Raw genomic sequence first — 26,828 nt, 5'->3', positions numbered from 1 at the left:
ACGGCCGCTCCGGTCGAATGGTACGGAGGGGCGTGAACATCCCTGAACGGATGACCTACGGCTTCGGCCGACTTCCAATGAGGCCTGCGGGTTTTGATTTCTCCCTCGTTTCCTGCGGGCTTCATTGGCTCCAATTGCCGAACACGGTCGGCAGTTTCCGAGCGTAAATTATCCGACGAAAAGCCATCCTGACAGATGCGCCTTAGCACCAGTCAGTATTTCAGGAAAAAAATCTGTTGTAAAAACCCGGTCATCCAACAATCGTTGACCACTCGCCTATTCCAATCCCATCGCGGGATGAAGGTAGGGGATTTTCATTGGCGCGAAGGGAGTCCACCATGACGATTGGGTCAAGACCGTCAGGAATGCCGTATTCACGGATTGGGTATGTCGTCGTAATCGGTTTAGGTACGGGAATTATCGCATCTTCCGCCCATGCGAAAGATCCCGTTGTGTCCAGCTACGAGACTCTGACATTCGGGGAAACGACCACATTTCTCACGGGAATTCGTGGCGACAACGTCGTCGGCAACTATGTGATCCCCGGCACGACCGCGACCGGTGGGCTCTACTACAACCTTGGCACGCAAGTGTGGGCTCCGATGCCGGTGGCCACCGAGGACGGTGTGAACTTTCCCGGCGCCATCAGTTCATCGCCCTACGGTCCGAGCTTTGGGACCCCGGCCGGTATCCTGCGCACTGTCGGCAGCTACCAGACCGAGGACTCGGCACCGAACGACCTGAGCTATATCTATGACGGCGCGGCCGCGCCCGGCGAGCAGATCAAGGACCTGATCTATCCCGACAGAGGTGCCAAGACCCTGTTTACCATCGCCCACAGCACGTTCGGCAACCGGGTGGTCGGCAATTATGACACCGAGTACGCGACCGGCAATGCGTTCATCTACGAGATCGACAGCGGCCAGTACATCAACAACAACATTCCCGATGCCATCAGTACGACGGCCTATGGCATCTATGGCGACAAGATCTCGGGTGGATATTTCAAGCGCGGGGAGAGGGCCGACCTCGAACACGGCTATATCTATGATCTGGCGACCGGCACCTATACGACCTACGATCACCCGCTGGCAATTGCGACGCATTTCGAAGGCATTACCGGCGCAGGCACGGCGGGCGCCTACAATCTTGTGACCAACTGGATCACCGCCGATCTCGCGGTTCACCCGGCGGTGATGCATGTCGCTGCCGATGGAACCGTCACATGGTACGAAATCGACGTCCCCGGCGAAGTTGTCTCGGCCAATTCCGCCTATGGCGACAAGGTGATCGGCATCTACATCCTCGACGGTGTCCAGTACGGCTATGTCGCCACAATACCGGGCATCTATAATCCGATCCGCAATCTGACGCCGCTGGTGGTCTCGTCCGACAATGCGACCGGCATCGTCACGCAACCCGGCGGGGATGACGTGGTGAACCATTCGACGATCCTCGTGGAGGGGAGGTCGAGTGTCGGCATCAAGGGCGAGACATACGGCGTCATCACCAACGACGGCACGATCACGGCAACCGGCCTTGGCAGTGCCGGCGTGCGGATGAACGGCACCTACGGCACATTGCTGAACGCTGGCACCCTGATCGCCGATCCCGGCGCGGATGCCATCGTCTCGGGCCCCGATGCGCGCGGCACGATGGTTGTCAACGAGGGCACGATCGACGGACGCGTCAACATTTCGGCCGGGCCCGAAACCCGGTTCGAGAACAGCGGCTGGCTTGGTGTGTCAGCCCCCGGTGCGGGCACCGTCCAGCAGATCAGCGGCACCTACGCCCAGACCGATACCGGGACACTGAGCCTGCGGATCGACGCGCAGAGCAATGACATGCTGCAGACCGACCTGGCCCGGCTCGACGGCACGCTGGCGGCGCGCTTCCAGTCTGACGTCTACAAGAAGACCTACACACTCGTCACCGCAAACCAGGACATCACCGGCACCTTTGCAACGCTTGAAACCCCGGGCCTGCCGGACCTGTTCGTGCCGACGCTCGGCTATTCCCCGACCGAGGTCACGCTGAACGTCTCCGCGGGGCTGGCCCGGCTGGCAGGCAACACCGACAACGGCAAGGCCGTGGGCGCTGCCATCGACAGCCTCATCAACACCAAGGTGGGAAACATCCTGGCGGACCTGCCGTCGGCGCTCGATCCGCTCTACCGGCTTGATGCGAACCAGTTGCCCGGTGCGCTGGACGCCCTCTCGGGTGAAGGCTTTGCAAGCGAGCAGTCCGTATTGATCGGCGACAGCCTCTATGGCCGTCTGGCAATCCTCGGGCGTCTGCGGCAGGCAACCGACCCCGGGCAGAACACCGCCCTGACCGCCTTGTCCAGAATCTCCTCGATGGGCGCCGAGGTGTCCCGGTCCACGCAGACCGCAGGCACCGCCTATCCGGGCACGCCCATGGCAACCGGATCCGGTTCGTCATTCTGGGCGCAGGGCTTCGGCGGCTGGAACGATCTGGATGGCAGCAACGGAACCTATGACGTAAGCGAAACCGTCGGCGGCATCATCCTTGGCGCGGATACCCAGATCGACAACTGGACTCTCGGCGCCGCCTTTGGCTTTTACCAATCAAACTCCGACGTCGACGAGCTTTCCAGTTCCTTTGACGCCGACAGCCAGTTGCTGGGGATCTATGCGGGGACGGCGGCGGGTCCGTTCAGCCTGCGCTTCGGGGCCAACTACATTTTCAGCCAGATAGACTCGGAGCGCACGATCTCGCTTGCCGGCACCAGTGACAAGGCGAAGGCCGATTACGATGCCCGAACCGCGCAGGCCTTCGCGGAAATCGGATATGGCGTCGCCCTCCGGGACATCGCGCTGGAGCCCTTCGCGGGACTGGCCTGGGTGAATGTCGACACCGACAGCTTCACCGAAAGCGGTGCCGATGCCGGCCTGAAAGGGTCATCGAGTTCCTCGGACGTCGGTTACGGCACCATCGGTGTCAGAGCCGCAACCAACGTCGAGCTTTCTGGCGGCAAGGCGCTGATCGCGCGTGGCTCGCTTGCCTGGCAGAACGCCTTCGGGGACCTCACGCCACAGCAGGACTTCGCGTTCAACGCCGCCTCCGGCTCCGACTTCACGGTCTCCGGCGTGCCGTTGGCCGAAAACACTGCGCTCGTCGAGCTTGGCATCGACGTTCTGATCAGCCGTCAGGGGAGCGTCGGAATTTCCTATGTCGGACAATTCGCCGAGGACGTCAGTTCCTCGGTCCTGCAAGCCGACGTGACCTGGAGATTCTGAAACGCGCGGCGGTTCCGGACAGGTGAGCATCCGCGCCGGAACGATGGCCGGGAGCTCGCGCCCCAGTCGCCTCGACGGCGATCAAGGCAGAGGTTGAGGTTTAAGACGCCCGGTCCGGTCGACCAGACCGGGCAACCTCGCCCGCTCGGTGACGACGCCGGTCCGGTCACACGGACCTGCCGGGCCGGTTACCTGTGGATAACAAAATGCAAATCCTCGTGTTGTCGCAACGTCAACGCGCTCCAGTCAGTCTCTTCGCAGAACTGTCGCAAGATTTTTCCAATTCTGTCACGCACCAAGACTACCGCACGGGGGAACGCCAAAAAACGAACAGGAACTATCCATGAGACATTTCATTGCGGTTTCCGCGATCGCTCTTGCCGCCGGAAGTGCCGGCGCACAGGAAATCGCCCAGGCCGACAGCGATTGGTACAAGGCCGGTCAAGAGCGCATTCAGGCCGAACTGGCCAAGACGCAGAACACCAACAAGGCGCGGAATGTGATCCTGTTCGTCGCCGACGGCAACGGCGTCGCCTCGAACTACATGAACCGTCTCTATGCGGGTCAGATGGAAGGCGGCATGGGCGACGACTATGTGCAGCCGCAGGAGGCATTCCCCTACCTCGCGCTGGTGAAGACCTACAACATCAATGCCCAAACCCCGGACTCCGCCCCGACGGCCGGTGCGATGAACACGGGCGTCAAGCAGCGCTTCAACCTGATCAACCTTGGCGAAAACGCGATCCATGGCGATTGCGCCAAGGTCTCGGGCAACGAGCTGACCCTGTTCTCGGAGTTGATGACGGAGGCCGGAAAATCCGTGGGTGCCGTCACGACCGCGCGTCTGACCCATGCCACGCCGGCCGCCGTCTATGCCAAGACCGCGAACCGCAACTGGGAAGATTCCGTCCCCGAGGGCTGCACCGCACAGGCCGATATCGCGACCCAGATGATCGACGCCATGGAAGCCGGAACGCTTGACGTCGCTCTGGGTGGCGGCGCGCGCTACTTTGTCCCCAAGGGCATGGGCACGCCGAATGGCGGCACCGGCCACCGCCCCGATGACGTGAACCTGATCGATCGCGCCAAGGGCCTGGGCATTCAGTTCGTCCACGACAAGGCCGGCCTCGACGCCGCCGCCGACAACGCGCCGATCCTGGGTTTCTGGTCCGACAGCCACGCCTCCTACGAGGCCGACCGCCCGGAAACCGAGCCTTCGCTGGCCGACATGACCGCCAAGGCGATCGAAGCGCTCAGCACCAACGAAAACGGCTTCTACCTCGAGATCGAGGCCGGCCGCGTCGACCACGCCAACCATGCCACCAACGCCAAGCGCGCCATGATCGACGGCAAGGCATTTGCGGACGCCGTGGCCCTTGCCGACGAAATGACCGATGACGCGGACACGCTGATCATTGTCACCGCCGACCACGAACATGCCGTTGCCATGAATGGCTATTGCGGCCGTGGCACGCCGATCGACGGCCTGTGCTTTGACGTTGCCAAGCAGGGGATCGAGCACAGCGACGAGCTGGTGCTGGCGGACGACGGCAAGCCCTTTACCGTCGTCGGTTATCTGAACGGCGCAAGCTCGGTCATGGTCAAGCAGGACGACGGCCGCTTCACCGCGCCGGACGGACGCCCGGAGATCACACAGGAGCAGGCCCAGGACCTCGACTACAACCAGCAGGTCCTCATCCCGAAGGACTCCGAGTCGCATTCGGGTGTCGACGTGGCGCTTTATGCAAAGGGTCCCTGGGCGCACCTGTTTGACGGAACCATCGAGCAGAACGTGATCTTCCACGTGATGAACTACGCGACAAACGCCAACTAGGCCCCGCCGCCAGCACAACAAACCTGAAGGGCCCCGGCCGGGGTCCTTCAGTCCGTTCCTACGCCCGATCCGAGATTTCAGGAGGCCACCTTGCTGTCCCGCCGCTTCTTCCTTGCCACGGCTGCGTCATCGGCGTTGGCCTCGACTGCCCGGGGTTCCGACGGGGTGATCAAACTGCGCGACCTCTACGTCAAAGGCGGCGCGTTCTCGGATCTTGCCCGCTCGCTGGAAGGCCAGCGCATTACCGTCGACGGTTTCATGGCGCCGCCTCTGAAAGCGGACCTGAATTTCTTCGTCCTGACCAAGATGCCGATGGCGACCTGCCCGTTTTGCGAATCTGAAACCGACTGGCCGCAAGACATCGTGGCCGTCTACACCAAGCGGGTGGTGGACGTGGAACCCTTCAACGTCCGGATCGACACGCGCGGCGTGCTGGAACTGGGCGCCTACAAGGATCCCGAGACCGGCTTTGTCAGCCTCCTGCGCCTGACCGACGCCACTTTTTCCTGACTCAGACCGCGGGCATGGCCACACAGGTGGCATCCCGGACACTGAGCCGATTTGACGACTGCAAGGACTCTGTACCGATGACATTGCCGCTGGAGGTCATGGACCTGGAGGTGCGCCGTCCGGGTGGCCGCGTCCTGCTGTCCGTTCCCCGCCTCACAATCGCCCCCGGGTCCCTGATCGGGATCAAGGGTCCGACCGGCGCCGGGAAATCGACGCTGCTGTTCGCGCTGGCCGGGCTGCTCGAAACCTGTTCCGGCCGGGTTGCATGGGGTGACACCGACCTGCTGGCCATAGGCGCCGAGCGTCGCGCCCGCTTCCGTGCCGCTCATATCGGTATCGTGTTTCAGGATTTCCTGCTGTTCGAGGAACTCGACGCGCTCGGCAACGCCGCGCTGACACAGATGTTCCGGCCGCGCGGCGAGCGCGCGGCACTGCGCCACGGCGCCAAGTCCCGGCTGACCGATCTGGGATTGCAGGAGCTTGACCGTTCGGTGTCGAGCTTCTCGGGCGGCGAGCGTCAGCGGGTTTCGGTCGCCCGCGCCATGGCCGGGGACGCCGGGGTGATCCTGGCGGATGAGCCGACGGCCAGCCTCGACCGCGCCGCAGCCGACCGACTGATCGACGATCTCGCGGCGCTGGCGCGGAACAAGGGCAAGACCCTGATCGCGGTCAGCCACGATGCGAACCTTCATGCCCGGATGGACCGCGTTCTTGCCGTTCAGGACGGGCGGATTCTGGACGAGGCGGCCACCTGATGCGCAATCTCTGGGACACACTTTCGGCCGGGGCGCAGGACAGCCTGATCACCGCCGGCTTGCTTCTGCCTCTGGCCGTGATTGCCGCGATCCTGCTGCGCGGCTTCGCGCCGTGGGCGCTGGTCAGGGCAATCCTCTGGCGCTTTCGCTGGGCCAACCTGATCTTCGTTCTGCTGATCTCGGTTTCCGTCGGCATGGGGATCGGGGTGATCGTGCAGGAACGTGGCCTGCGTCAGGGCATGGCCCATGCTGCCGACAAGTTCGATCTGGTCGTGTCGGCCCCGGGCAGCGAACTGACCATGACCCTGGCCACGATCTTCCTTCGGCCCTCGGACGTGCCGCTGCTGTCCGGGCGGGTCTATCAGGACATCGCAGACCACGAGAACGTCGATATTGCGGCCCCGATAGCGTTTGGCGACAGCTACCTGACCGCGCCGCTGATCGGCACCATCGACGCCTTTGTCCGGCATCTCGGCGACGGCGAGATCGAGGGACGGATGTGGCAGACCTCGACCGAGGCGATTGCCGGTGCTGCCGCACCGGTTCGGATCGGCGATGTCTTCACGCCCGTACACGGTCAGGAAGACGACCACGATGAAGAGGAAGAGGACGAACACGGCCACCACCATGACGGCTTCGACCTGACCGTCGTGGGGCGCCTGCCCCCGTCCGGCACCCCCTGGGACCACGCGATCCTGATACCGGTTGAGGGCGTTTGGGAGGTTCATGGCCTTGCCAATGGACACGCGCCGGAACGCGGCGACCGGATCGGGCCGCCATTCGATCCCGACTACTTTCCGGGCACCCCGGCGGTCATCGTGCGGTCGTCGGCGCTCTGGGCGAATTATGCGCTGAAATCGGACTTCACCCGGGACAGCGAAACCATGGCGTTCTTTCCCGGCACCGTGCTTGCCAACCTTTATCGGGTCATGGGCGACATCCGGCAGGCGATGTCATTGATGAGCCTTGTCACGCAGGGTCTGGTCGCGGCCTCGGTCCTGATGGGGCTGTTCATCCTGACCCGTCTGTTCCAGCGCCAGACCGCAATGCTGCGCGCGCTCGGCGCCCCGCGCCGCTTCGTCATGGCCGTGGTCTGGTGCTATGGCGCGTCGATGCTGACGCTCGGCACGCTGGGCGGCATTCTGGCGGGGTACGCCACAACCGCGATCCTGTCGCGTATCGTCAGCGCGCGCACCGATGTGCTGGTGACAGCCACCCTCGGGTGGAGCGAAATTCACCTCGCCTGCGGCTTCCTGTCGGGCACAGCGCTGTTGTCGCTGCTGCCGGCAATTCTGGTCATGCGCACACCGATTGCCGAAGGGCTGCGCGCATAGGACGAAAGAGCGATGCGGTTCGGGTTGAAAGATGATCCGCCCCGCCCAGACAGCAGCCAGGCGGGATCGGCCGCGCAAACAGCGCCAGGCACGGCCCGACCCCACGCGTGGGCTGCCGTTGGCGACGAACGAGAACGCCGGCACCCGTGCATTCACGGATGCCGGCAGACATCGCGGCGCAGACCGCCGCCCTTTCGGCCGTGCAGCCTCAGGATTTCAGTTACTTGTTCTTCAAGTCACCGGTTATGTTCACGACGGACAGCGTGCGGTCCATCGGAGTTGTAGCGACGGCGTCAAGACCTTCAAGAGCCTCGGCCACTGTGACGCTTTCGATCTGCTGCGACTGATAGCTCTTGAAGAAATAGACCCCCTTCTTGGTATCGGCCGCCGAGGTCCAGACCGTGAAATCCTGTGTACCGTCCTTACCCGCCTCGCGCACAGACCCTTTCGGGATGTCGAAGGTGTTCAGGATATGGAAGGCCCGGAAAACCGCCTCGTCCGATGTCTTGCCATGATCCGTTGTTGCGACGAACGCCGTCGCCCGCACGAAGCGCGAGGGCGGCGAGAAATCGCCGGGAAGACCGAACATGCCCGTACCCTGACCAAATCCTGCAAGCGTTTGCCCATCGACGCTGATCGGAGCGGAATTGTCGGGATTCAGGCCAATGTAGTTCCGCAGATTGGTCATGTGCCAGTCATAGGTCGGTGAATTGGTTATGACGTGGACCGTGTTGTCGAATATTCTCAATCCGGCGGCTGTATATTCGATCACGATTGCTGCCCCGGAGGCATCCACAACCGAATAATGCAGCGGGGCGACCCCGCCTATTTGCGGGATATTGGTTCCGACAACCTCCAGCCCGGGCAAAGCCGCGCGCAGTTCCTCGACTGAAGAAAAATTGCCGAGGATCCAGTTGCCGACTTCTTCGCTCGAAATGACGTGATCGGCATTCTCCGGTGTGGCCGTCCCGAACACCGCTTCGCCAGGCAAATAGAATGAGCCGAAATAGAGCCCCTTTTCGTTCATCCCATCGAGCGTAACCGGTTTGTTCAGCGCATTAAGCCCGACAAAACCATATTTCGTAGTATAGGTGAAGCCGCTCAGATCGGGGTTCAAAGCCAGCGTCGTGATCTTGGTTCCCGCGGGAACAGCAATCACGTCGGAGTCCATGTCGAACCCGAATTCAAGCGTTCGGGCCGGCACGACCCCGGCATCGCCGCTGGTCAAAATGATGCCGGTGCAGGCCAGGGATGGCATCGCCGTCAAGGCAAGGGCGAACGAGGCCATTCCGGCCAGAGGCAGTGTCGTCGTAGGGCGCTTTGGAATACGCATTGACCCATCTTTCTTCTTGTCTATTGGGCCCGTCGCTGTCCCGAACGGGCCCGTTGTCATCCGATCCCACATTCCTCATGTGGAATGAACTCTACCTCAGGTTGTCACTCCTGTGGTCCCGGATCAAGCGCGACGGACGCGTATTGCGGTGACCTGACCATTTGTCACGATATCAGCGCGTCAGATTTACAGCGGCTGAATCTGACCGTCCCGCAGGACCCGTCCATGATCCGGCCCGGATTTGTCAGAGAGTTTCTGGCTCACGGATTGGGCCGCCTATTCGGCAGCGCTCCATGTTTCAAAAGACGCCGCCTCTGCTGCTTGCGAAGCGACCTTTCCGACAGCGCCGCGCAGTCGGACGCCAGTATCCCAAAAGATCCACGTCAGCCTGTCCCAATCGACCCGGACGGCGGACTTCCATGGACCGGGGACGTCGATGACAGCTGTCACCAACCGGCAGTCGGCGCTTTCGGACGGGGCGTTGTCATCGCAGTCGCCGAGGCCTGCCGACCGTAGTGTCGCGGACCGCCTCGGCCAGCCGAGCTTCGGCGCTGTCGCCTGATCGCAGCCCTGTCGCCGGATCGGGCGGCGCGGGCAAGCCCGTCGTTGCGGTGTTCCGTGCGGATCGGCTGACGGGACTGCTGGCCGTCAATCCCGAGAACGAGGTCCGAGATTGTCCCGGCCCCGGGCTGGAGAGAACGCCGCGGCCGCAAGGAAGCGGCTCACCGTGACCGGGTAGACCGGACGCGGTGAGCCGCAACCGTCAGGACATGATCAGGCCGCCGTCAACGTTGATCGTCTGCCCGGTGATGTAGGACGCATCCTCGCTGGCAAGGAAGCTGACCAGACCGGCGACGTCCTTGCCGCTGCCTGCACGTTTCATGGGAAGGGCCGCGACCCATTCCGCCATCAGCTCGCCGGGCTTGTAGTCGCCCAGCATCTTGCCCCAGACCCGGTCGTTATAGTCCCACATTTCGGTGACGATGATACCGGGGCAGATCGCGTTGACGTTGATGTTCTCGGTAGCGACTTCCTTGGCAAGGCTCTGGGTCAGCCCCATGACGCCGAATTTCGACGCGGCGTAGTGCGGGGTATAGATGAAGCCCTGCCGCGCCTGGCCCGATGCGGTGTTGACCAGCTTGCCGCCGCGCCCGTGCTTGCGGATCCGCTTGATCGCCTCCTGACAGCACAGGAAACAGCCGGTGGTGTTGACCGCCAGCGTCTTGTTCCATTCCGCGAGGCTCACGTCCTCCAGCTTCGAGATATAGATGACGCCGGCGTTCTGGATCGAGATGTCGATCTCGCCGAACTCCGCTTCGGCGGCATCATAAAGCGCTACGATCTGTTCGGGATCGGTTACATCGCAGACGACGGGCAGTGTGCTGGCGCCGGTCTTTGCAAGCTCGGCTGCGGCCTCTGCCACCTGTTCCTCGTACGAAGCGATGACAAGGTTCGCGCCTTCAGAGGCAAAACGTTCTGCAATCGCAAAGCCGATGCCCTTGTTGCCGCCGGTGATGACGACCGTCTTGCCCTCGAAACGTCTCATGGTCTTTCTCCAGTTCCCTCAGGTTGTGGCTGTCGTCCCTTCGACGAGGCGGCGGGCCGTAAAGTTGTCTGTGATCAGGATGTCGATACAGCCTGTTTTCAGCGCCGCATCGATGGCTTCGGTCTTGGCCTTGCCACCGGCAAGGCCGATGACGCGATCCACCTTGGCCAGATCTTCCAGCGGCATCCCGATCACGCGATCATCGAGCGGCGTCTTGATGATGGCGCCGTTTCGGTCGAAGAACCGCAGGCTCATGTCCCCGACAGCACCCGCATCGGTCAGCTCGGCGAGTTCCTTGGTCGAGAACACATTGCCGCTTCGCGCCAGCATCGATGACGGCTCGATCGATCCGATGCCGACGATGGCGAGTGTGATGCGGCCGAACAGGTCCATGGTCTCGCGCACATAGGGATCGCTCACCAACACCAGTTTTGCCTCGCGCGATTGCGCGACGCCGGGGGCGGTCAGCAGGCGCGGCTCGGCCCCGGTCAGGCGTGCCAGCCGCGTGATCAGGTGCGTCGCATGGGTCTGGACGGTCGGATCGCCCATGCCGCCCAGGGTCTGGACGACGTATTTGGCGCGGCCGGTGCGCATGGGATAGATGTTGTCGACCATCTTCAGGATGGTCTCGCTCCAGCTAGCGACACCGATGATCTCGTCGGCTTGCAGCGTCGCCTCCAGAAAATGCGCGGCCGCCTCGCCGATGCGCGACATGATCGGGCCCGGGCTGTCCTGCGAGCATTCGACGACGATCGCCTCGGGCACCCCAAAGCGTTCGCGCAGCGCCGATTCGAGCTCGATGAAGGTGCCCGACGGCGGAACGATCGAGGTTCGGACGATCCCTTCCTCTTGCGCCTTCTTCAGCATGCGCGACACCGTCGCCTGGGACATGTGCAGGTGCTTTGCAATTTCGGCCTGCCGCCGCCCTTCGCCATGGTACATCTGCGCAACCCGCGCGATCAGCCTGAGTTCGTTCACTCGTGCCACTTCGAGGCTCCAATTTTGGGAAACGACACGCGAGATCTAACCTGAATATTTATTCCATGCCAAGGGTCGCCCGCGAGATCGCCGCCCTCCAGGCTGCAAGCCCGTCGGCACGCAGATCGCGCGCAATCGAGGGCGCGATTTCGGACCCGTGAAGATCGAGCCCCTCGATCGTTTCCAGATCCGGCCAGACACCCGTCGCGAGCCCGGCAAGATAAGCCGCGCCCTGCGCCGACGCCTCGGTGCTTTCACCGACGATCACGGGATGATCGATATAATCGGCAACCATGCCCATCAGAAACGGATTGCGGCTGGGTCCGCCGTCAACGAACAGTCGGCCGATCCCCTGCCCCGCATTCGGCTCGATGATCGCGAAGACATCGGCGACCTGGAATGCCATGCTTTCCGCCGCGGCCCGGGCGACATGGGCCTTGCCCGAGTTGAACGACAGCCCGCAGATCAGGCCGCGCGCCTCGGCGTTCCAGTGCGGCGCCCCAAGTCCGACATGAGCGGGTACCAGCATCACGCCAAGCGTGCTGTCGACGGTCTGCGCGAGATCGAGCAGGGCCGTCACGTCGGGCTGGCCAAGCAGATCGGCCGTCCAGGGCAGGATCGAGGCACTGACCAGGATATTGCCCTCGAAGGCATAGGTCGGGGTGCCGTTCAGCGACCAGGCGATGGTCGTGGTGATGCCCTTGGGCGGGACGACGAATTCGGGCATCGTCGTCATGACGGACGAGCCCGTGCCAAAGGTCACCTTGCCGTCGCCGAGGTGGAACGCGCCGTGACCGAACAGCGCCCCGTGGGAATCACCGATGGCAGAGGCAACAGGAATGCCGTCGGGCAACCCGTCCACCCCTGCGGTCCGGGTGAAGATATGGGAGGAATCCTTCACCGCGGGCAGCATTGCCATCGGGACCTTGAACAGGTCGCACAGCCACTCGTCCCAACGGCTTTCCGAGATGTTGTAGAGTTGGGTGCGCGCCGCATTCGATGCATCGCAGGCATGGACCGTGCCGCCAGAGAGGTTCCAGATCAGCCAGGAATCGACGGTGCCGATGCAGATCTCGTCCGGGTTCCGGCCGGCACAATGGGTCTGCAGCAGCCAGCCGACCTTGGTCGCGGGAAACAGCGGGTCCAGCGGCAGGCCGGTGCGCGCGATCACCTCTCGTTCGTGTCCGGCGGCCTTCAGCGCCTCGCAAGCCGCGGACGTGCGGCGGCATTGCCAGGTCACAACCGGACCGAGCGGGGCGCCTGTCCGGCGATCCCAAACCAGAATCGATTCCCGCTGGCTTGAAATCCCGATGGCGGCAATCTCGACGTCGGGCCCGGCCGCACGGCATTCTGCGATGGCCGTGACCGTGCTGCGCCAGATCTGCCTTGCATCCTGTTCGACCCAGCCCGCCTGCGGATGCCGGGTTTCGACCGGGCACGACCCGCGCGCCACGATCTCTCCGCTCTCGACCACCAGAATGGCCTTGCTGTTGGTCGTGCCTTCGTCGATGGCCAGAACTGCGCGTTGCATGTCGCCCCTCCTAGGCCTTCCGTTGCATCAACCGGGCGGCCGCTTCCGCGATGCCGTCGGGTGACATGCCGAATTCGTCGAGCAGAAAGTTCTCCGAACCGGTCGGGGGGAAGATGCCCGGAACGCCGAGCCGTTTCATCGGAACGGGCGCCATATCGACGACCACCTCTGCAACCGCGCTTCCAAGACCGCCAAAGGTAGTGTGTTCTTCACAGGTGAGGATCGCGCCGGTTTCCTCGGCGGCGCTGACAATCGCGGCCTCGTCGATCGGACGGACGGTAGCCATGTTGAGAACCCGCGCCTCAATCCCTCTGGCGGCCAGAAGCTCTGCCGCGTCCAGGGCGCGGTGGGTCAAGACACCGTTCGCAATGATCGTGACATCGCTGCCGTTGCGCAGCGTGTCGGCCTTGCCGAGTTCGAACCTGTGGTCGTCGGGCAGCAGTTGCGGCACGCCGACACGGCTGAGCCGCAGGAAGATCGGCCCCGTGTACTCCGCCGCAAAGGCGATGGCGGCCGCGGTTTCGATGTTGTCGCAGGGGGCAACGACAGCGATGTTCGGGATCGCCCGGATCCAGGCGAAGTCTTCGGTCGAATGGTGGGTCGGGCCAAGCTCGCCATAGGCCATGCCGGCGCTGATCCCGACCAGCTTCACGTTGGCGTCGGAATAGGCGATGTCGGCCTTGATCTGTTCCAGCCCCCGGCCGGTCAGGAAGCAGGCAGCGCCACAGACGAACGGGATCTTGCCGCCATTGGCGAGGCCCGCGCTGACGCCGATCATGTTCTGTTCGGCGATGCCGACGTTCACGAGGCGGTCGGGAAACCTGTCGCGGAACTGGTTCAGCTTGCTCGACCCGACCGAGTCGTTGCAGACCGCGACGATCCTCGGGTCGTCGGCCGCCATCGCTTCAAGCGTCGCTGTGAAGGCATCCCGGCAGTCGTGGAGCTTGACGGCTTCGGTCACGGCGTTCATTGGGCAGCCTCCTCGAGTTCGGCCATGGCCTGTTTGTACTGCTCTGCATTCGGCACCTTGTGATGCCACGCGACATTGTCGGACATGAAGGAAATGCCGTTGCCCTTGTGGGTATGCGCGATGATCCCCCTGGGCTTGCCCGGCACGACGGTCTCGGGCGACAGGGCCTTCAGGATTTGATCCATGTCGTGGCCGTCGATCTCCTGCACCGCCCAACCGAAAGCCTCGAGCTTGGGGGCGATCGGGGCGATATCGTTGGTTTCGGCCAGCTTGGCGCCCTGTTGCAGCCGGTTGTGGTCGATGATCAGCGTCAGGTTGTCGAGCTTGAACTGCTTGGCGGCCATGATCGCTTCCCAGTTGCTGCCTTCCTGCATTTCGCCATCGCCGGTGACCACATAGGTCTGCCATGCGGCATTGCTCAGCTTGGCCGCCGCGGCCATTCCGACCGCAACCGGAAGCCCGTGGCCGAGCGGACCGGTGTTGGTTTCAACGCCGGGAACCTTGGTGCGATTTGGGTGCCCATTCAGCCGCGAATGCGGCTTCAGGAAGGTCGAGATCTCTTCCTTCGGGATGAACCCCTTCTCGGCCAGCGTGACATAGAGCGCGCAGGCCGTGTGTCCCTTGCTCAGCACGAAACGGTCGCGGTCCGGGTCGAGCGGATTGCCGGGATCGACGTTCAGGACATCGAAATAGAGTGCGGTGAGGATGTCGATCACCGACATCTCGCCTCCGATATGCCCGGCACCCGCCTCGTAGACGGCCTGTAGGTCGCGGCGGCGAATCCGGTTCGCCATGGCTCGGAGATCTTGAGGGGTCATCGTTCTCTCCATGAATTTTTATTCCATCATAGTTAAACATGCTTTTCTCCGTAGCTGTCAAGACCATTGTTCGAGCCCGAACACGATGGATCGTTAAGAAATGATTTGACAGCCATCGCCTCCCTCGGCTACGGATGTTCCATCAAGACTGCATAAATATACGCTCCGGGAGGAACCGATGACTGCGATCGCCAAGAACGGTCCGATGAAGGCTTCTGTCGCAAGCCTGTTTTCCCTGCGCGGAGCAACCGGGCCGCTTGTCGGTCTGCTGCTGCTGAGCGCCTTCCTCAGCTTTGCGACCGATTCCTTCTTCACCAGCCGAAACCTTCTCAACGTGCTCGATCAGATCACCGTCCTCGGCATCATGGCCGTTGGCATGACCTTCGTGATCCTGATCGGCGGGATCGACCTTGCCGTGGGATCGGTTCTGGCGCTGGCGATGATGGTGATGGGATACATGTCGAATGTGGTCGGCATCGCGCTGCCGCTCGCAATGGTCCTGGCGCTGGTCGTCGCGGCTTTCGCCGGCGTGATAACCGGCCTGCTGATCACCAACTTCGGCGTTCCGGCCTTCATTTCGACCCTTGCCATGATGTCGGTCGCCCGCGGCCTTGCAAACATGATCACCGACGGGCAGCAGATCGTAGGTTTTCCGAGCTGGTTCAATCTGATGGCCATCGTCCGCCACGGCGGCTTCCTGACCGTGACGGTCGGACTGATGTTCGCGGTCTTCATTGCCGGCTGGATTTTTCTGCGCAACACCACCGGAGGTCGCAGCCTGTATGCCATTGGCGGCAACCCCGAGGTCGCGCGTTTGGCCGGGATCAACGTCAAGCTGATGACCATCGGGGTCTACACGATGTCGGCGCTGCTTTCGGGCCTGGCCGGGATCGTTCTGGCCGCAAGGCTCGACTCGGTGCAGCCAAGTTCGGGGTTCACCTATGAACTCGACACGATCGCCGCGGTCGTCATCGGCGGCACCAGCCTTTCGGGCGGCACCGGCGGCATCGCGGGAACCGTCATCGGCGTGCTGATTATCGGCGTGCTGCGCAACGGCCTGAACCTGCTCGGCGTTTCGCCCTTCACCCAGCAGGTCGTGATCGGCGTCGTGATCGCGATGGCGGTCGCCGCCGAGGCGCTGAAGAAGCGCTGATCCCAAGCCCAAACGGATCGGCGGCAGGACTGCCGCCGACCACCCGCCCGGCCGGTCGCCGGAAATCTTCGGAAGCTGCACAGGAGGCGGCAACCGGATACCCCAACGGAGGAGACCCGACATGACTTTCAAGAAATCCCTGCTGGCCGCCATAGCCGTCGCGACGACCGCGCTGACCCCGCTTGCCGCCTCGGCGCAACCCGAGAAGATCGGCCTTGCCGTCGCGAACCTTCAGGCCAACTTCTTCAACCAGATCAAACAATCGGTCGAGGCCTATGCCAGCGAGAAGGGGATCGAGGTGATCACCGTCGACGCCAAGGGCGACAGCGCGACCCAGGTCAGCCAGGTGCAGGACCTTCTGACCCAGGGCATCGACGCGCTGATCTATATTCCCGCCGGCGCCGCCGCTGCGACCGTGCCGGTCCGGCTTGCCCACGCTCAGGGGATCCCGGTCGTCAACGTCGACCGCAACGCCGAAGGTGAGCCCGGCGATACCTTCATCGCCTCTGACAGCGTCGTCTCGGCCTATGAGATCTGCAAATACATGTTCGAACAGGCCGGCGGTTCGGGCGACATGGTCATCGTTCACGGCCAGAAGGGCACCACGCCCGAGGTCGATCGCTCCAAGGGCTGCACCCAGGCGATGGAAGAATTCCCCGGCATCAAGGTCGTCGCCGAGCAGTTCAGCCAGATCTGGTCGCAGGACGAAGGCTTCCAGATGACCCAGAACATGCTTCAGGCCCATCCTGACGTGACCCTGGTCTGGGGTCAGGCCGATGCGCTGGCACTTGGCGCGGCTCAGGCGGTGAAGGTCGCCAACCTGCCGCAGCGGATCTGGGTCTTCGGCTTCGACGGCGATACTGCCGCGCTCGAAGCTCTGCGCGACGGTGTCTTTGACGCCACCAGCACCCAGCGGACGCAGTATTTCGGCCAACTGGCCGTCGACAGCGCCATCAAGCTGGTGAACGGCGAAGAGGTCCCGGCCGAGCAGCTGCTGCCCGCGACGCTGACCACGAAGGAAAACGTCGAACCCTTCATCGCGAACCACCCGTAAACCCAGGCGACGTTCTCGAAACCCGATCGAAGACCGGTGAAAAAGGGTAGCGCAATGGCAACCAAGACCGAACCTCCCATCCTGTCCCTCCGCAATATCAAGAAGAGCTATGGATCGCTCGAGATCCTGCATGGCATCGACCTCGATATTCATGCGGGGGAGGTCGTTGCGCTGCTTGGAGAAAACGGTGCCGGGAAATCGACGGTTTCCAACATCATCTGTGGCACCATCGCGCCCAGTTCGGGAACCATGACATGGCAGGGCGCGCCCTTCGCGCCCGCCAACCCCCGTCAGGCCATCGACTGCGGTCTGGGGCTGATCCATCAGGAACTTCGCCTGCTGCCATATCTGTCGATTGCCGAGAACGTCTTTGTCGGTCGCTGGCCGAAAAAGCCCGGCAGCATCGATCGCCGGCTGATGGAAGAGATGGCACAGGAACAATTGCAGCGGCTCGGGCTCGATCTGCCAGCCTCGCGGCTTGTCGAAGGGCTGTCGACCGCCAATCAGCAACTGGTCGAGATCGCCAAGGCGCTGACGCTGAACGCGCGCCTGCTGATCCTCGACGAGCCGACCGCGGCCCTTGGCGGCGCCGAGACCGAACGGCTGTTCGAGCAGATCGACCGACTGCGCGCCGATGGCGTCGGCATCATCTATATTTCGCACCGGCTGGAAGAAATTCGCCGCGTTGCGGATCGCATTGTCGTCATGCGCGACGGCGACAAGGTCCAGGAATTCGACAGCGGCGACGTCCCTGTCCGCACCATTGTCGAGAGCATGGTCGGCCGCGAGATGGGCCGGATGTTCCCGACTTTCCCGCAACCGAGGCCCGAGACCGTGCTGGAGGTGAAGAACCTCTGTTCGGCCACCGGCGCCTTCGAGGATGTCAGTTTTACGGTCCGCAGGGGCGAGGTCTTCGGCATTGCCGGGCTGGTCGGTGCCGGACGGACCGATCTGGTCCGGGCGATCACCGGGGCCGATCCGATCCGCTCGGGATCGGTGCATCTGGAGGGACGCGAGATCACACCGCGCTCGCCGGCCGAGTCGATCCGTCACGGGATGGTGCTCGTGCCCGAAGACCGGAAGCTGCAGGGACTGGTGCTGAGCCACAGCATCGCCGAGAACATCGGCTACGCGAATTTCCAGTCGGTCGCCCCAAAGGGCTGGGTCAGGCAGCGCAACATCAACGCCTTTGCCGACCGCGCCATCGGCCGTTTCGGCGTCAAAGGCCAGGGCCAGCAGAATGCCGACGAAATGTCGGGCGGCAACCAGCAGAAGGTGGTGCTGGCAAAATGGCTTGCCCACGATCCGAAGGTCGTGGTGCTGGACGAGCCGACCCGCGGCATCGACGTCGGCGCGCGGTCCGCGATCTACGAGATCATTGTCGAGCTGGCCGAAAAGGGTGTCGCCGTGATCGTCGTCAGCTCGGACCTCGAAGAGGTGCTGGGCGTCTCGAACAGGATCATGGTCATGGCCGAGGGCCGGGAAGCTGGCATCCTCGACCGGTCGCAGGCAAATGACGTCTCGATCATGGAACTCGCGACCAGCTGAAACGCTTCTGCCGGGCGAAGCCCGGCACCCCACGAAGGAGACAAGAGATGGCAGATATCACGCTCAACGCCCCGGCGCTGTTCGACCTTTCCGGTCGGGTCGCGCTGGTCACCGGTGCCGGAAGCGGGATTGGCCAGCGGATCGCCATCGGTCTGGCGCAATGCGGGGCCGACGTGGCCTGTCTCGACCGGCGCCAGGACGGCGGGCTGGCCGAGACCGCCGAGCACATCCGGGCGGCGGGGCGCAAGGTGCTGACCCTGACCGCCGACGTCACCGACAAGGCCGCGCTGTTCGACGCCGTCGCCCGCACCGAGACCGATCTCGGAGCGCTCGGAATCGCTGTCAATTCGGCCGGCATCGCCAACGCGAACCCCGCCGAGGAGATGGAGGAAGACCAGTATCAGACCTTGATGGACATCAACATGAAGGGCGTCTTCCTGTCGTGCCAGGCCGAGGCCGGCGCGATGCTGAAACACGGCAAGGGATCGATCATCAACATCGCCTCGATGTCTGGCGTGATCGTGAACCGGGGTTTGATGCAGGTGCATTACAACGCCTCCAAGGCCGGCGTGATCCACATGTCGAAAAGCCTCGCCATGGAATGGGTCGACCGCGGCGTCCGGGTCAATGCGATCAGCCCGGGCTATACTGCAACGCCCATGAACACCCGGCCCGAGATGGTCCACCAGACCAAGGACTTCGAAAGCCAGACCCCGATGCAGCGCATGGCCGACGTCAACGAGATGGTCGGTCCCGCAATCTTCCTTGCGAGCGACGCCTCTTCCTATTGCACAGGCGTCGATCTGCTGGTCGACGGCGGCTTCTGCTGCTGGTGACAATCGGGGGCTGCGGTTCAGGCCGTCCCGGCGACCCGCTCCCGCCGCAGAACCTTCGATTGTCACGGCGCCATTGACCGCTTCCCTCGGCGGTCAATGGCGCTGACGTGACGCCGGACGTGGCGCGCCCGCTTCAAACGACGCGCCCTGCCCTTTCACCTCGGCGTCAGCGGCCGGGCCAGACAAGCGACGGCGCCGCAGGGGCGCCATGGTGATAGATGGGCCAGCGTAGATAGCGGGTGATTGCCTCGGCCACCACGTCGGCATGGTGGCCGCGCACCATCGCGACATGGTGTTCGAACCCGTTCCGGGTGACAAAGCTCATCAATTCGCGCAGCCGGGCAACCTCGGTCACCGCGATGCCGCCATCCATCGGGAACGGATCGTCGGTAAAGCTGCCCTGCCCGACATAGGTCTTGAGGGTGCCGGCGCGGTCGTCGCTCGATACGCGGAAATAGGTCATCGGCCCCGGCTGGACCTTGCCCTTGACCGCGCCAAAGCACTTCGACCGGCCGATGGTTTCGCCCAGCACGTCAAGTTCGCCCACTTCCGGCGTCGTACCCATGAACTGCTTGGGATAATTGCCGCAATGGGTGCAGACGCATTTGTCGACCGCATCGGCATAATTGTTGTTCCAGTCGAGGATCGCCGAGGGCGCGCCCGACGCCAGCGCCAGCGCATACATCGAGATTGCCCCCATCACATCGACCTCACAGGCCGAGGGCATCAGTTCCTCGCCCATCATCGACATGGTCAGGCAGGTGGCGCAGCCGAAATTGTCCTGCAGCGACCGCCAGCACTGTATGGCCGAGGCGTCGCATTCGTTCTCCTCGATCCAGCGATTGACCGCGAGGCTCCACTTGGCCTGCTTGCCGATCTGCGCCGCGGTGATGTGGCCGGGGATGGTGCCATAGGCCTTGATCGCCGCAAGCTTGGCCGCAAGGTCCGGGTCGTCGTCGCCGATTGCCGATGCGGCGCCGATCATCTCGGACAGGTCCACCGTGACCACGGTGATGCCCGCGGCCTGCAGCAGCTTCTCGGAAAACCGCATGGTCTGGAACGCGCCGGTACGGGCACCGATGGCGCCGATCCGGGCATTGGTCAGCCCGCGCACGGTGCGGCAGACCCGGGCAAAGCGCTCCAGATCGGTGCCGAACTCGTCGCTGAAGGTGTCGCAGGTATGCGACGTCGTCTCGGTGAAGGGCACGCCGTATTGATAGAAATTGTTGGCAACCGAAAGCTTGCCACAAAAGGCGTCGCGACGGCTTTTGACATCGACCTTGTCGACCTCGTCGTTGCTGGCCTGCAGCAGGATCGGCACGTTGAGCTTTGCGCGCGCGATCAGTTCAGCCACGGCGATTTCGTCGCCGAAATTCGGCAGGCAGATCACCAGACCGTCGATCAGGTCGCGGTTCTGCGCGAAATGCGCGGCATAAAGCTTGGCGTCCTCGATGCTTTGCACTGCGCCATTCACCGTCGCCTCGAACGGCAGGATGCAGGCGTCGATGCCGAGCCGCTCGAGATGCGCCAGCGTTTCCTCGCGCGCAGCCTTGCAGGGTGCGCCATTGAAGAAAGCCCGACTGCCGATCACGACCCCGAGGGTCACCTTGCGCGTCGCGTTGCGTGTCATCCCAACTCCTCCCGGCTGAACGCCCGCCCGGCCCGGCATTGATTGCCGACCGGTCCTCCCGTTTTCTTTCGTATAATGTCGTTTAATTCGCATTGCAATCGACCAGACCGAGGGCATCGCCATCTCGTGCAGGCCAACCAGGTTATGCCGCGGCGCAAATACGCCTCTTTCGGCGGCGGAACGCCGCCAGAGACACTTTATGCCCCGCATATCAGCGCTTTTCCGGGCGGTTCGGCAGATTTCAGGCACAATGTGTCCCGACAGCGCTGCACCGCAATACGGTCTGACTTCGCTCCAAACCGGCGCCGGGACAGAAAACAAAAGAATTTGACAATAAACGAAGCCAAGCGTCTACTCTCGGGTGGGAGGAGCTGTACCCAGTTGCGGGAACAGTATCGACAATCGGAGGAACCCATGAACTTCAAACGCAGATTGCTTTTGTCCGCTTTCGCTATCGGACTGACCGGGGTCATGCCGGGGATCGCCTCGGCCGCGGATCTGATCGCGATCATCACCCCGAGCCACGACAACCCGTTCTTCAAGGCGGAATCCGTGGGCGCCGACACCCGCGCCAAGGAACTGGGCTATGACACGCTGATCATGGTGCACGACGACGACGCCAACAAGCAGTCCGAACTGTTCGATTCAGCGATCGCCAGCGGCGCGAAGGCCATCATCCTCGACAATGCCGGCGCCGATGCGACCGTCTCGGCCGTGCAGCGCGCCAAGGATGCGGGCATTCCCTCCTTCCTGATCGACCGCGAGATTACCGCCAACGGCGTCGCAATCAGCCAGATCGTGTCGAACAATTATCAGGGCGCACAGCTTGGCGCCGAGGAATTCGTCAAGCTGATGGGCGAGACCGGCAAGTATGCCGAACTGCTGGGTCGCGAATCCGACACCAATGCCGGCATCCGCTCCTCCGGCTATCACGATGTGATCGATCAATATCCCGACATGGAACTGGTCGCGCAGCAATCGGCCAACTGGTCCCAGACCGAGGCCTATACGGTGATGGAGACCATTCTGCAGGCCAATCCCGAAATCAAGGGCGTGATCTCGGGCAACGACACCATGGCCATGGGTGCCTGGGCGGCGCTGAAGGCCGCCGGCCGCGAGGACGTGATCGTGGTGGGCTTCGACGGTTCGAACGACGTGCGCGACTCGATCCGTGAAGGCGGCATCAAGGCCACCGTGCTGCAGCCGGCCTATCGTCAGGCCCAGCTTGCCGTCGAGCAGGCCGACCAGTTCATCAAGACCGGCTCGACCGGGGTCGACGAAAAGCAGCTGATGGACTGCGTGCTGATCAATGCCGACAACGCCGGTCGGCTCGAGACCTTTGCACTGAGCGAATAGCCCTTTGCAAGGAAGCCCCGGCGCACCTCTCCCCGTGCGCCGGGGCACCTGTCGCGAAGCGCCCCACCGGGCGGCCCCCTTTTACCAGACGCGAAGGTTCGCCATGACCCGAACCCTGTTGATGGCAGCCGGCATTCTGGCCTGTCTGCCCATGCTCGCCGGCTGCAAGATCGTCAAGAATCCCGACCCGAACAGCGCCGCACAGACCGCCGCCAACATGACCGACGAAGAGCGCATGGCCGTTCTTGTCGCCGAGGTCTATGAGCCAAGACTGAAACCCTACATGCACGAGGGCGCAAGGGACGCGGCCACCGTGGTCGCGGCCATCGGCGCGGGCCTCGATGCGGCTGGCACAAGCTATGGCATCCCCAAGGCCAGCGAAGGCAGCCCCTGGAACTTCATCGTCGAAGGCAGCGGCAAGGTCATCGCATCGAACCGCGCCTCGCGCGCGGCGACCATCGACGTCGATGTGACCGGCGACGGCGCGGCGGATCTTGCGATCCAGCTTGGCCCGGTGATCAAGGGCACGGCGCTGCGCGACGCCACAACCTTCTTCTCCTTCTCGGACTTCCGCGATCAGATCGAATTCGCCAAACTCGCCCGGGCGCTGAACGACACCGCGTCGGCGGCCATCGCCCTGCCCGAGGGCGACCTGATCGGCGATACCGTCACCTTCACCGGCGCATTCGCGGTTCCGAAGCAAGGCGACCCGATCCTTCTGGTCCCGGTCGACCTGTCGGTCGGGGGGAACCAATGATGGAGCCGCACGAGATCGGACTGACGATCCGCAAGGGGGTCAAGGTCTACCCCGGGACGCTGGCGCTCAAGAACGTCGATTTCGACCTCCACATGGGGGCGGTCAACGTGCTGGTCGGCGAGAACGGCGCCGGCAAGTCGACGATGATGAAGATCGTGGCCGGGGTCGAAACGCTGACGCTGGGCGAGATGGAGCTGTTCGGCCACCCGGTGCGGTTCACCAACAAGAACCAGGCCGAGGCCGCCGGCATCGGCATCGTCTTTCAGGAACTGAACCTGTTCCCCAACCTGTCGGTTGCCGAAAACATCTTCATCGGCCGCGAACGCACCCGCGGCGGCATCGACATCGACCGCGCCTATCAGCGCGACGAGACCCGCAAGCTGCTCAAGCGGCTGGAGCATGACGACATCGACCCGGGCACGCCGGTGGGCGACCTCAGGATCGGCCAGCAACAGATCATCGAGATCGCCAAGAGCCTCGCTCAGAACACGCGTATACTGATTCTTGACGAGCCAACCTCGGCACTGTCGGCGGCAGAGGTCGATATCCTGTTCCGGGTGATCCGCGATCTGAAGGCCGACGGGGTGGGCATCGTCTATATCTCGCACCGGCTCGAGGAACTGGTGCGGATCGGCGACTATATCACCGTGCTGCGCGACGGCGCCGTCACCGGCGCGCGCAGCATGGAGGGCATCGACGTCGCCTGGATCGTGCGCAACATGATCGGCGGCGCCTCGAAGGATTTTCCCAAGACCGACGTGCTGGAATTCGGCCCCGAGGTCTTCCGGGCCGAGGACGTCACCCTGCCCCGCCCCGGCGGCGGCTATACCGTCGATCACGTGTCGATGGGCGTGCGCCGGGGCGAGATCCTCGGGGTCTATGGGCTGATGGGCGCCGGGCGGTCGGAATTTTTCGAATGCGTCATGGGCCAGCACCCCCATTGCGGCGGCCGGTTCTTTGTCGAGGGAAAGCCTGTCAAGGAACGGACGGTGGCCGGCAGGATCGGCCGCGGCCTCGCGCTGATCCCCGAAAACCGCAAGCAGGACGGGCTGATCGAGATCCTGTCGATCCGCGAGAATATCACCCTGTCGTCGCTGAAGGACTTCACCCGGTTCTTCCACATGAACCTCGCCGCCGAGGCGCGGGCTGCGGCCGAATATGTGCGCGAGCTGTCGATCAAGATCGCCTCGCTGGAAAACCCGGTGTCGAGCCTTTCGGGCGGCAACCAGCAGAAGGTCGTCGTCTCGAAGGCGCTGATGACCCGGCCCAAGGTGTTGCTGATGGACGAACCATCGCGCGGCATCGACATCGGCGCCAAGGCCGAGATGTTCCGCACCATGCGCAAGCTCACCGCCGAGGGTCTGGGCATCGTCTTCATAACCTCGGACCTTGAAGAGGTCATGGCGCTGTCCGACCGCATCCTGGTGATGGCCGATGGCCGGATCACCGGGGAGTTCGACGCCGGAACCGTCACCAGCGAACAGCTCGTTGCGGCGTCGTCGCCGGGCAAATCCAAAGCACGGAAAGATATCCTGGAGGAAACCGCGCCATGAACAGTGCGAGCGTGACCAAACCCAAGGAAAGCGGCAGCGGGGCGCTGCTTCTTCTGTTGCTGAAGGCGCGGACCTTCATTGCCCTGATCCTCGTCTTCGCCTTCTTCGCCTTTGCGGTGCCCAATTTTCTCAGCGGCGCGAACATGATCATCATGTCAAAGCACGTGGCCCTGAACGCGCTGCTGGCCATCGGCATGACTTTCGTCATCATCACCGGCGGAATCGACCTGTCGGTGGGCTCCATCGTCGGGCTCTGCGGCATGGTCGCGGGCTGGCTGATCCTGAACGGCATGGACATCGGGCTTGGCTGGACGATGCAGTTCAGCACCATCGAGATCATGCTGATCGTCATGTTCGTGGGCACCTTCATCGGGCTCATAAACGGACTGCTCATAACCAAGTTGAACGTCGCCCCCTTCATCGCCACGCTCGGCATGCTGTATGTCGCGCGCGGCACTGCCCTGCTGTCGTCGGACGGACAGACTTTCCCCAACCTCAACGGCAACCCGGACTACGGCAACAACACCTTCTATCTGATCGGCGCGGGAACCTTGCTGGGCGTTCCGATCATGATCTGGATGCTGGTCGTCGTCGGCTGCAGCGCGGCCTATGTGGCCAACCGGACACCGCTTGGGCGGCACATCTATGCCGTCGGCGGCAACGAACGGGGCGCCGCGCTTTCGGGGGTTAAGGTCGACCGGGTGAAGATTGCCGTCTACATGTTCTCGGGCTTCTGCGCGGCTCTGGTCGGGCTCATCATCTCGTCGCAACTGGTCGCCTCCCACCCCGCGACCGGCAACATGTTCGAGTTGAACGCCATCGCCGCGGCAGTTCTTGGCGGCACTTCGATGTCGGGCGGTCGCGGCAAGATCGCAGGCACGATCATCGGCGCCTTCGTGATCGGGATCCTGTCGGATGGCCTTGTGATGATGGGGGTCTCGGCCTTCTGGCAGACGGTCATCAAGGGCCTTGTCATCATCGCCGCGGTGGTCGTCGATCAGGCCCAGCAAAAGCTGCAGGCCCGGGTGGTCCTGCAGCAGCAGGCAGCGCTGAACGACTAGGCCACGGGGAAGTTTTGCTGCCCCGGACTGCGAATGGCAGCGATTTGATCGCACTTGCATTCGAATAGCTGCGATGTCAGGACGAAGGGCGGCGATCTGTGGCATGCCCCGTCCGCCGCCCGCGACAAGAAGAGCAGGGAAAGGGGGAATGTCCCGTGTCAGATAGACCCGCCGCGCTTCCGGACGATATGGCCGGCCTTCTGGCGGAACCGCGGCGGCGCAAGATCCTCGAATGGCTGCAGGAAGAAGGCAGCGCCCGGGTGCGCGATCTCTCGGCGGCCTTCCAGGTCTCCGAGGCGACGATCCGGCAGGATCTGGAGCGTCTGGAAAAGGAAGGCCACGTCACCCGTGAACATGGTGGCGCCCATCTGAACCGGATCCCGCTTCAGGCCGGGTCGATGGTTCTCCAGCACATGGAGAACATGGACAAAAAGCGTAAGATCGGCGCCTATGCCGCCTCGCTGGTCCGCGACGGCGAGACCCTGATCCTCGACGCCGGCACCACAACGACCGAGGTTGCGACCCGGCTGGTCGACCGCACCAACCTGACGGTCATCACCAATGCGCTGAACATCGCCATCATCCTCGGCGCGATCCCCGGTTTTGCCATTCACCTGCCGGGCGGTCAGTTCAAGTCGCCGACGCTCTCGATCAGCGGCGACAAGGCGGTGGATTATTTCCAGAACATCTATGCCGGCAAGCTGTTCCTTGCCACCGCAGGCGTGGGCCCCGAATCCGGCCTCACCTATCCCAGCTTCGCCGATCTGGAATTGAAGAAGGCGATGATCAATGCCGCCTCGCACGTCTATCTCGTCGCGGATTCGACCAAGATCAACAAATCTTCTTTCACCCGCCTCGGTGCCCTGGAGCTGATCCATTCCTTCGTCACCGACGACGGTATCTCGGACCGCGACGCCAAGGAATTCGATCGCCGGGGGATCGAGCTTCTGATCGCAACTTGACCCAGGGTCCCGGCCCCTGTGCCCCGACCCACTTTTCGGAGGACCCACA

21 protein-coding genes are annotated in these 26,828 nt (G+C 63.2%); 14 read left to right on the top strand and 7 right to left on the bottom strand.

All coding sequences use genetic code 11. The annotated features are described in order from the left end of the window. Positions 1-452 precede the first annotated feature (452 nt). The 5 genes from DQG17_RS17205 to DQG17_RS17185 all read left to right on the top strand — a co-directional run bounded on the left by DQG17_RS17205 (position 453) and on the right by DQG17_RS17185 (position 7,693). Positions 453-3,260 carry an autotransporter outer membrane beta-barrel domain-containing protein gene (locus DQG17_RS17205; protein ID WP_198666170.1) on the top strand — a complete coding sequence of 936 codons (2,808 nt, stop codon included), beginning with the start codon at positions 453-455 and terminating at the stop codon, positions 3,258-3,260. 343 nt (positions 3,261-3,603) lie between these two features. Continuing rightward, entirely contained in the window at positions 3,604-5,094 is a 1,491-nt protein-coding gene (locus DQG17_RS17200; protein WP_116134110.1) for an alkaline phosphatase, read from the top strand. A gap of 90 nt (positions 5,095-5,184) precedes the next feature. Next, positions 5,185-5,604 carry a hypothetical protein gene (locus tag DQG17_RS17195; RefSeq protein WP_116134109.1) on the top strand — a complete coding sequence of 140 codons (420 nt, stop codon included), beginning with the start codon at positions 5,185-5,187 and terminating at the stop codon, positions 5,602-5,604. A 77-nt stretch (positions 5,605-5,681) separates the two neighbouring features. Beyond that, complete coding sequence (locus DQG17_RS17190; RefSeq protein ID WP_116134108.1) at positions 5,682-6,359, top strand: ABC transporter ATP-binding protein; 678 nt, start codon at positions 5,682-5,684, stop codon at positions 6,357-6,359. Continuing rightward, a complete protein-coding gene (locus DQG17_RS17185) occupies positions 6,359-7,693 on the top strand; it encodes an ABC transporter permease (RefSeq protein WP_116134107.1) in 1,335 nt (444 codons plus the stop codon). The genes DQG17_RS17190 and DQG17_RS17185 overlap by 1 nt, the downstream gene beginning before the upstream one ends. Positions 7,694-7,913: 220 nt before the next feature. Here DQG17_RS17185 and DQG17_RS17180 read toward each other — a convergent pair whose 3' ends face one another. From DQG17_RS17180 to DQG17_RS17155, 6 genes are all read right to left on the bottom strand, one after another. Further along, positions 7,914-9,026, bottom strand: a complete 1,113-nt coding sequence (locus DQG17_RS17180; RefSeq protein WP_157973646.1) for a linear amide C-N hydrolase — start codon at positions 9,024-9,026, stop codon at positions 7,914-7,916. A 763-nt stretch (positions 9,027-9,789) separates the two neighbouring features. After that, complete coding sequence (locus DQG17_RS17175) at positions 9,790-10,572, bottom strand: SDR family oxidoreductase (RefSeq protein ID WP_116134105.1); 783 nt, start codon at positions 10,570-10,572, stop codon at positions 9,790-9,792. An 18-nt stretch (positions 10,573-10,590) separates the two neighbouring features. Beyond that, a complete protein-coding gene (locus DQG17_RS17170; RefSeq protein ID WP_116134104.1) occupies positions 10,591-11,559 on the bottom strand; it encodes a sugar-binding transcriptional regulator in 969 nt (322 codons plus the stop codon). 49 nt (positions 11,560-11,608) lie between these two features. After that, entirely contained in the window at positions 11,609-13,081 is a 1,473-nt protein-coding gene (locus DQG17_RS17165; RefSeq protein ID WP_116134103.1) for an FGGY family carbohydrate kinase, read from the bottom strand. Between the two features lie 10 nt (positions 13,082-13,091). Further along, positions 13,092-14,051: a transketolase family protein gene (locus tag DQG17_RS17160; protein ID WP_116134102.1), complete on the bottom strand. Its 960-nt coding sequence runs from the start codon at positions 14,049-14,051 to the stop codon at positions 13,092-13,094. Continuing rightward, entirely contained in the window at positions 14,048-14,869 is an 822-nt protein-coding gene (locus DQG17_RS17155) for a transketolase (RefSeq protein ID WP_116134101.1), read from the bottom strand. The genes DQG17_RS17160 and DQG17_RS17155 overlap by 4 nt, the downstream gene beginning before the upstream one ends. Positions 14,870-15,047: 178 nt before the next feature. Between DQG17_RS17155 and DQG17_RS17150 the strand changes: the two genes are divergently transcribed. The 4 genes from DQG17_RS17150 (at position 15,048) to DQG17_RS17135 (ending at position 19,460) form a co-directional block, all read left to right on the top strand. After that, positions 15,048-16,022 carry an ABC transporter permease gene (locus tag DQG17_RS17150; RefSeq protein ID WP_116134100.1) on the top strand — a complete coding sequence of 325 codons (975 nt, stop codon included), beginning with the start codon at positions 15,048-15,050 and terminating at the stop codon, positions 16,020-16,022. Positions 16,023-16,143: 121 nt separating this feature from the next. Further along, positions 16,144-17,076, top strand: a complete 933-nt coding sequence (locus DQG17_RS17145; RefSeq protein WP_116134099.1) for a sugar ABC transporter substrate-binding protein — start codon at positions 16,144-16,146, stop codon at positions 17,074-17,076. A 54-nt stretch (positions 17,077-17,130) separates the two neighbouring features. After that, positions 17,131-18,624 carry a sugar ABC transporter ATP-binding protein gene (locus DQG17_RS17140; RefSeq protein ID WP_116134098.1) on the top strand — a complete coding sequence of 498 codons (1,494 nt, stop codon included), beginning with the start codon at positions 17,131-17,133 and terminating at the stop codon, positions 18,622-18,624. Between the two features lie 47 nt (positions 18,625-18,671). Continuing rightward, on the top strand, positions 18,672-19,460 hold the full coding sequence (locus DQG17_RS17135) for an SDR family oxidoreductase (protein WP_116134097.1): 789 nt from the start codon (positions 18,672-18,674) through the stop codon (positions 19,458-19,460). 166 nt (positions 19,461-19,626) lie between these two features. Here the strand turns inward: DQG17_RS17135 and DQG17_RS17130 are convergent, their stop codons facing one another. Then, entirely contained in the window at positions 19,627-21,090 is a 1,464-nt protein-coding gene (locus DQG17_RS17130; protein WP_116134096.1) for an L-fucose/L-arabinose isomerase family protein, read from the bottom strand. A gap of 414 nt (positions 21,091-21,504) precedes the next feature. On the opposite strand from DQG17_RS17130, the gene DQG17_RS17125 reads away from it, so the two are divergent. The 5 genes from DQG17_RS17125 to DQG17_RS17105 all read left to right on the top strand — a co-directional run bounded on the left by DQG17_RS17125 (position 21,505) and on the right by DQG17_RS17105 (position 26,779). Then, positions 21,505-22,446: a D-ribose ABC transporter substrate-binding protein gene (locus DQG17_RS17125; RefSeq protein WP_116134095.1), complete on the top strand. Its 942-nt coding sequence runs from the start codon at positions 21,505-21,507 to the stop codon at positions 22,444-22,446. A 103-nt stretch (positions 22,447-22,549) separates the two neighbouring features. Next, positions 22,550-23,203 carry a DUF2291 family protein gene (locus DQG17_RS17120; protein ID WP_116134094.1) on the top strand — a complete coding sequence of 218 codons (654 nt, stop codon included), beginning with the start codon at positions 22,550-22,552 and terminating at the stop codon, positions 23,201-23,203. After that, complete coding sequence (locus DQG17_RS17115) at positions 23,200-24,756, top strand: sugar ABC transporter ATP-binding protein (RefSeq protein ID WP_116134093.1); 1,557 nt, start codon at positions 23,200-23,202, stop codon at positions 24,754-24,756. The genes DQG17_RS17120 and DQG17_RS17115 overlap by 4 nt, the downstream gene beginning before the upstream one ends. Continuing rightward, positions 24,753-25,817: an ABC transporter permease gene (locus tag DQG17_RS17110; RefSeq protein ID WP_116134092.1), complete on the top strand. Its 1,065-nt coding sequence runs from the start codon at positions 24,753-24,755 to the stop codon at positions 25,815-25,817. Before DQG17_RS17115 ends, DQG17_RS17110 begins: the two co-directional genes overlap by 4 nt. A gap of 155 nt (positions 25,818-25,972) precedes the next feature. Then, entirely contained in the window at positions 25,973-26,779 is an 807-nt protein-coding gene (locus tag DQG17_RS17105; protein WP_232829483.1) for a DeoR/GlpR family DNA-binding transcription regulator, read from the top strand. The last annotated feature ends 49 nt before the right edge of the window (positions 26,780-26,828 follow it).

It is taken from the genome of Tropicimonas sp. IMCC34043 (genome assembly GCF_003390845.1).
Taxonomy (GTDB): Bacteria; Pseudomonadota; Alphaproteobacteria; order Rhodobacterales; family Rhodobacteraceae; genus Tropicimonas.
This window is presented reverse-complemented; position numbering and strand designations above follow the sequence as displayed.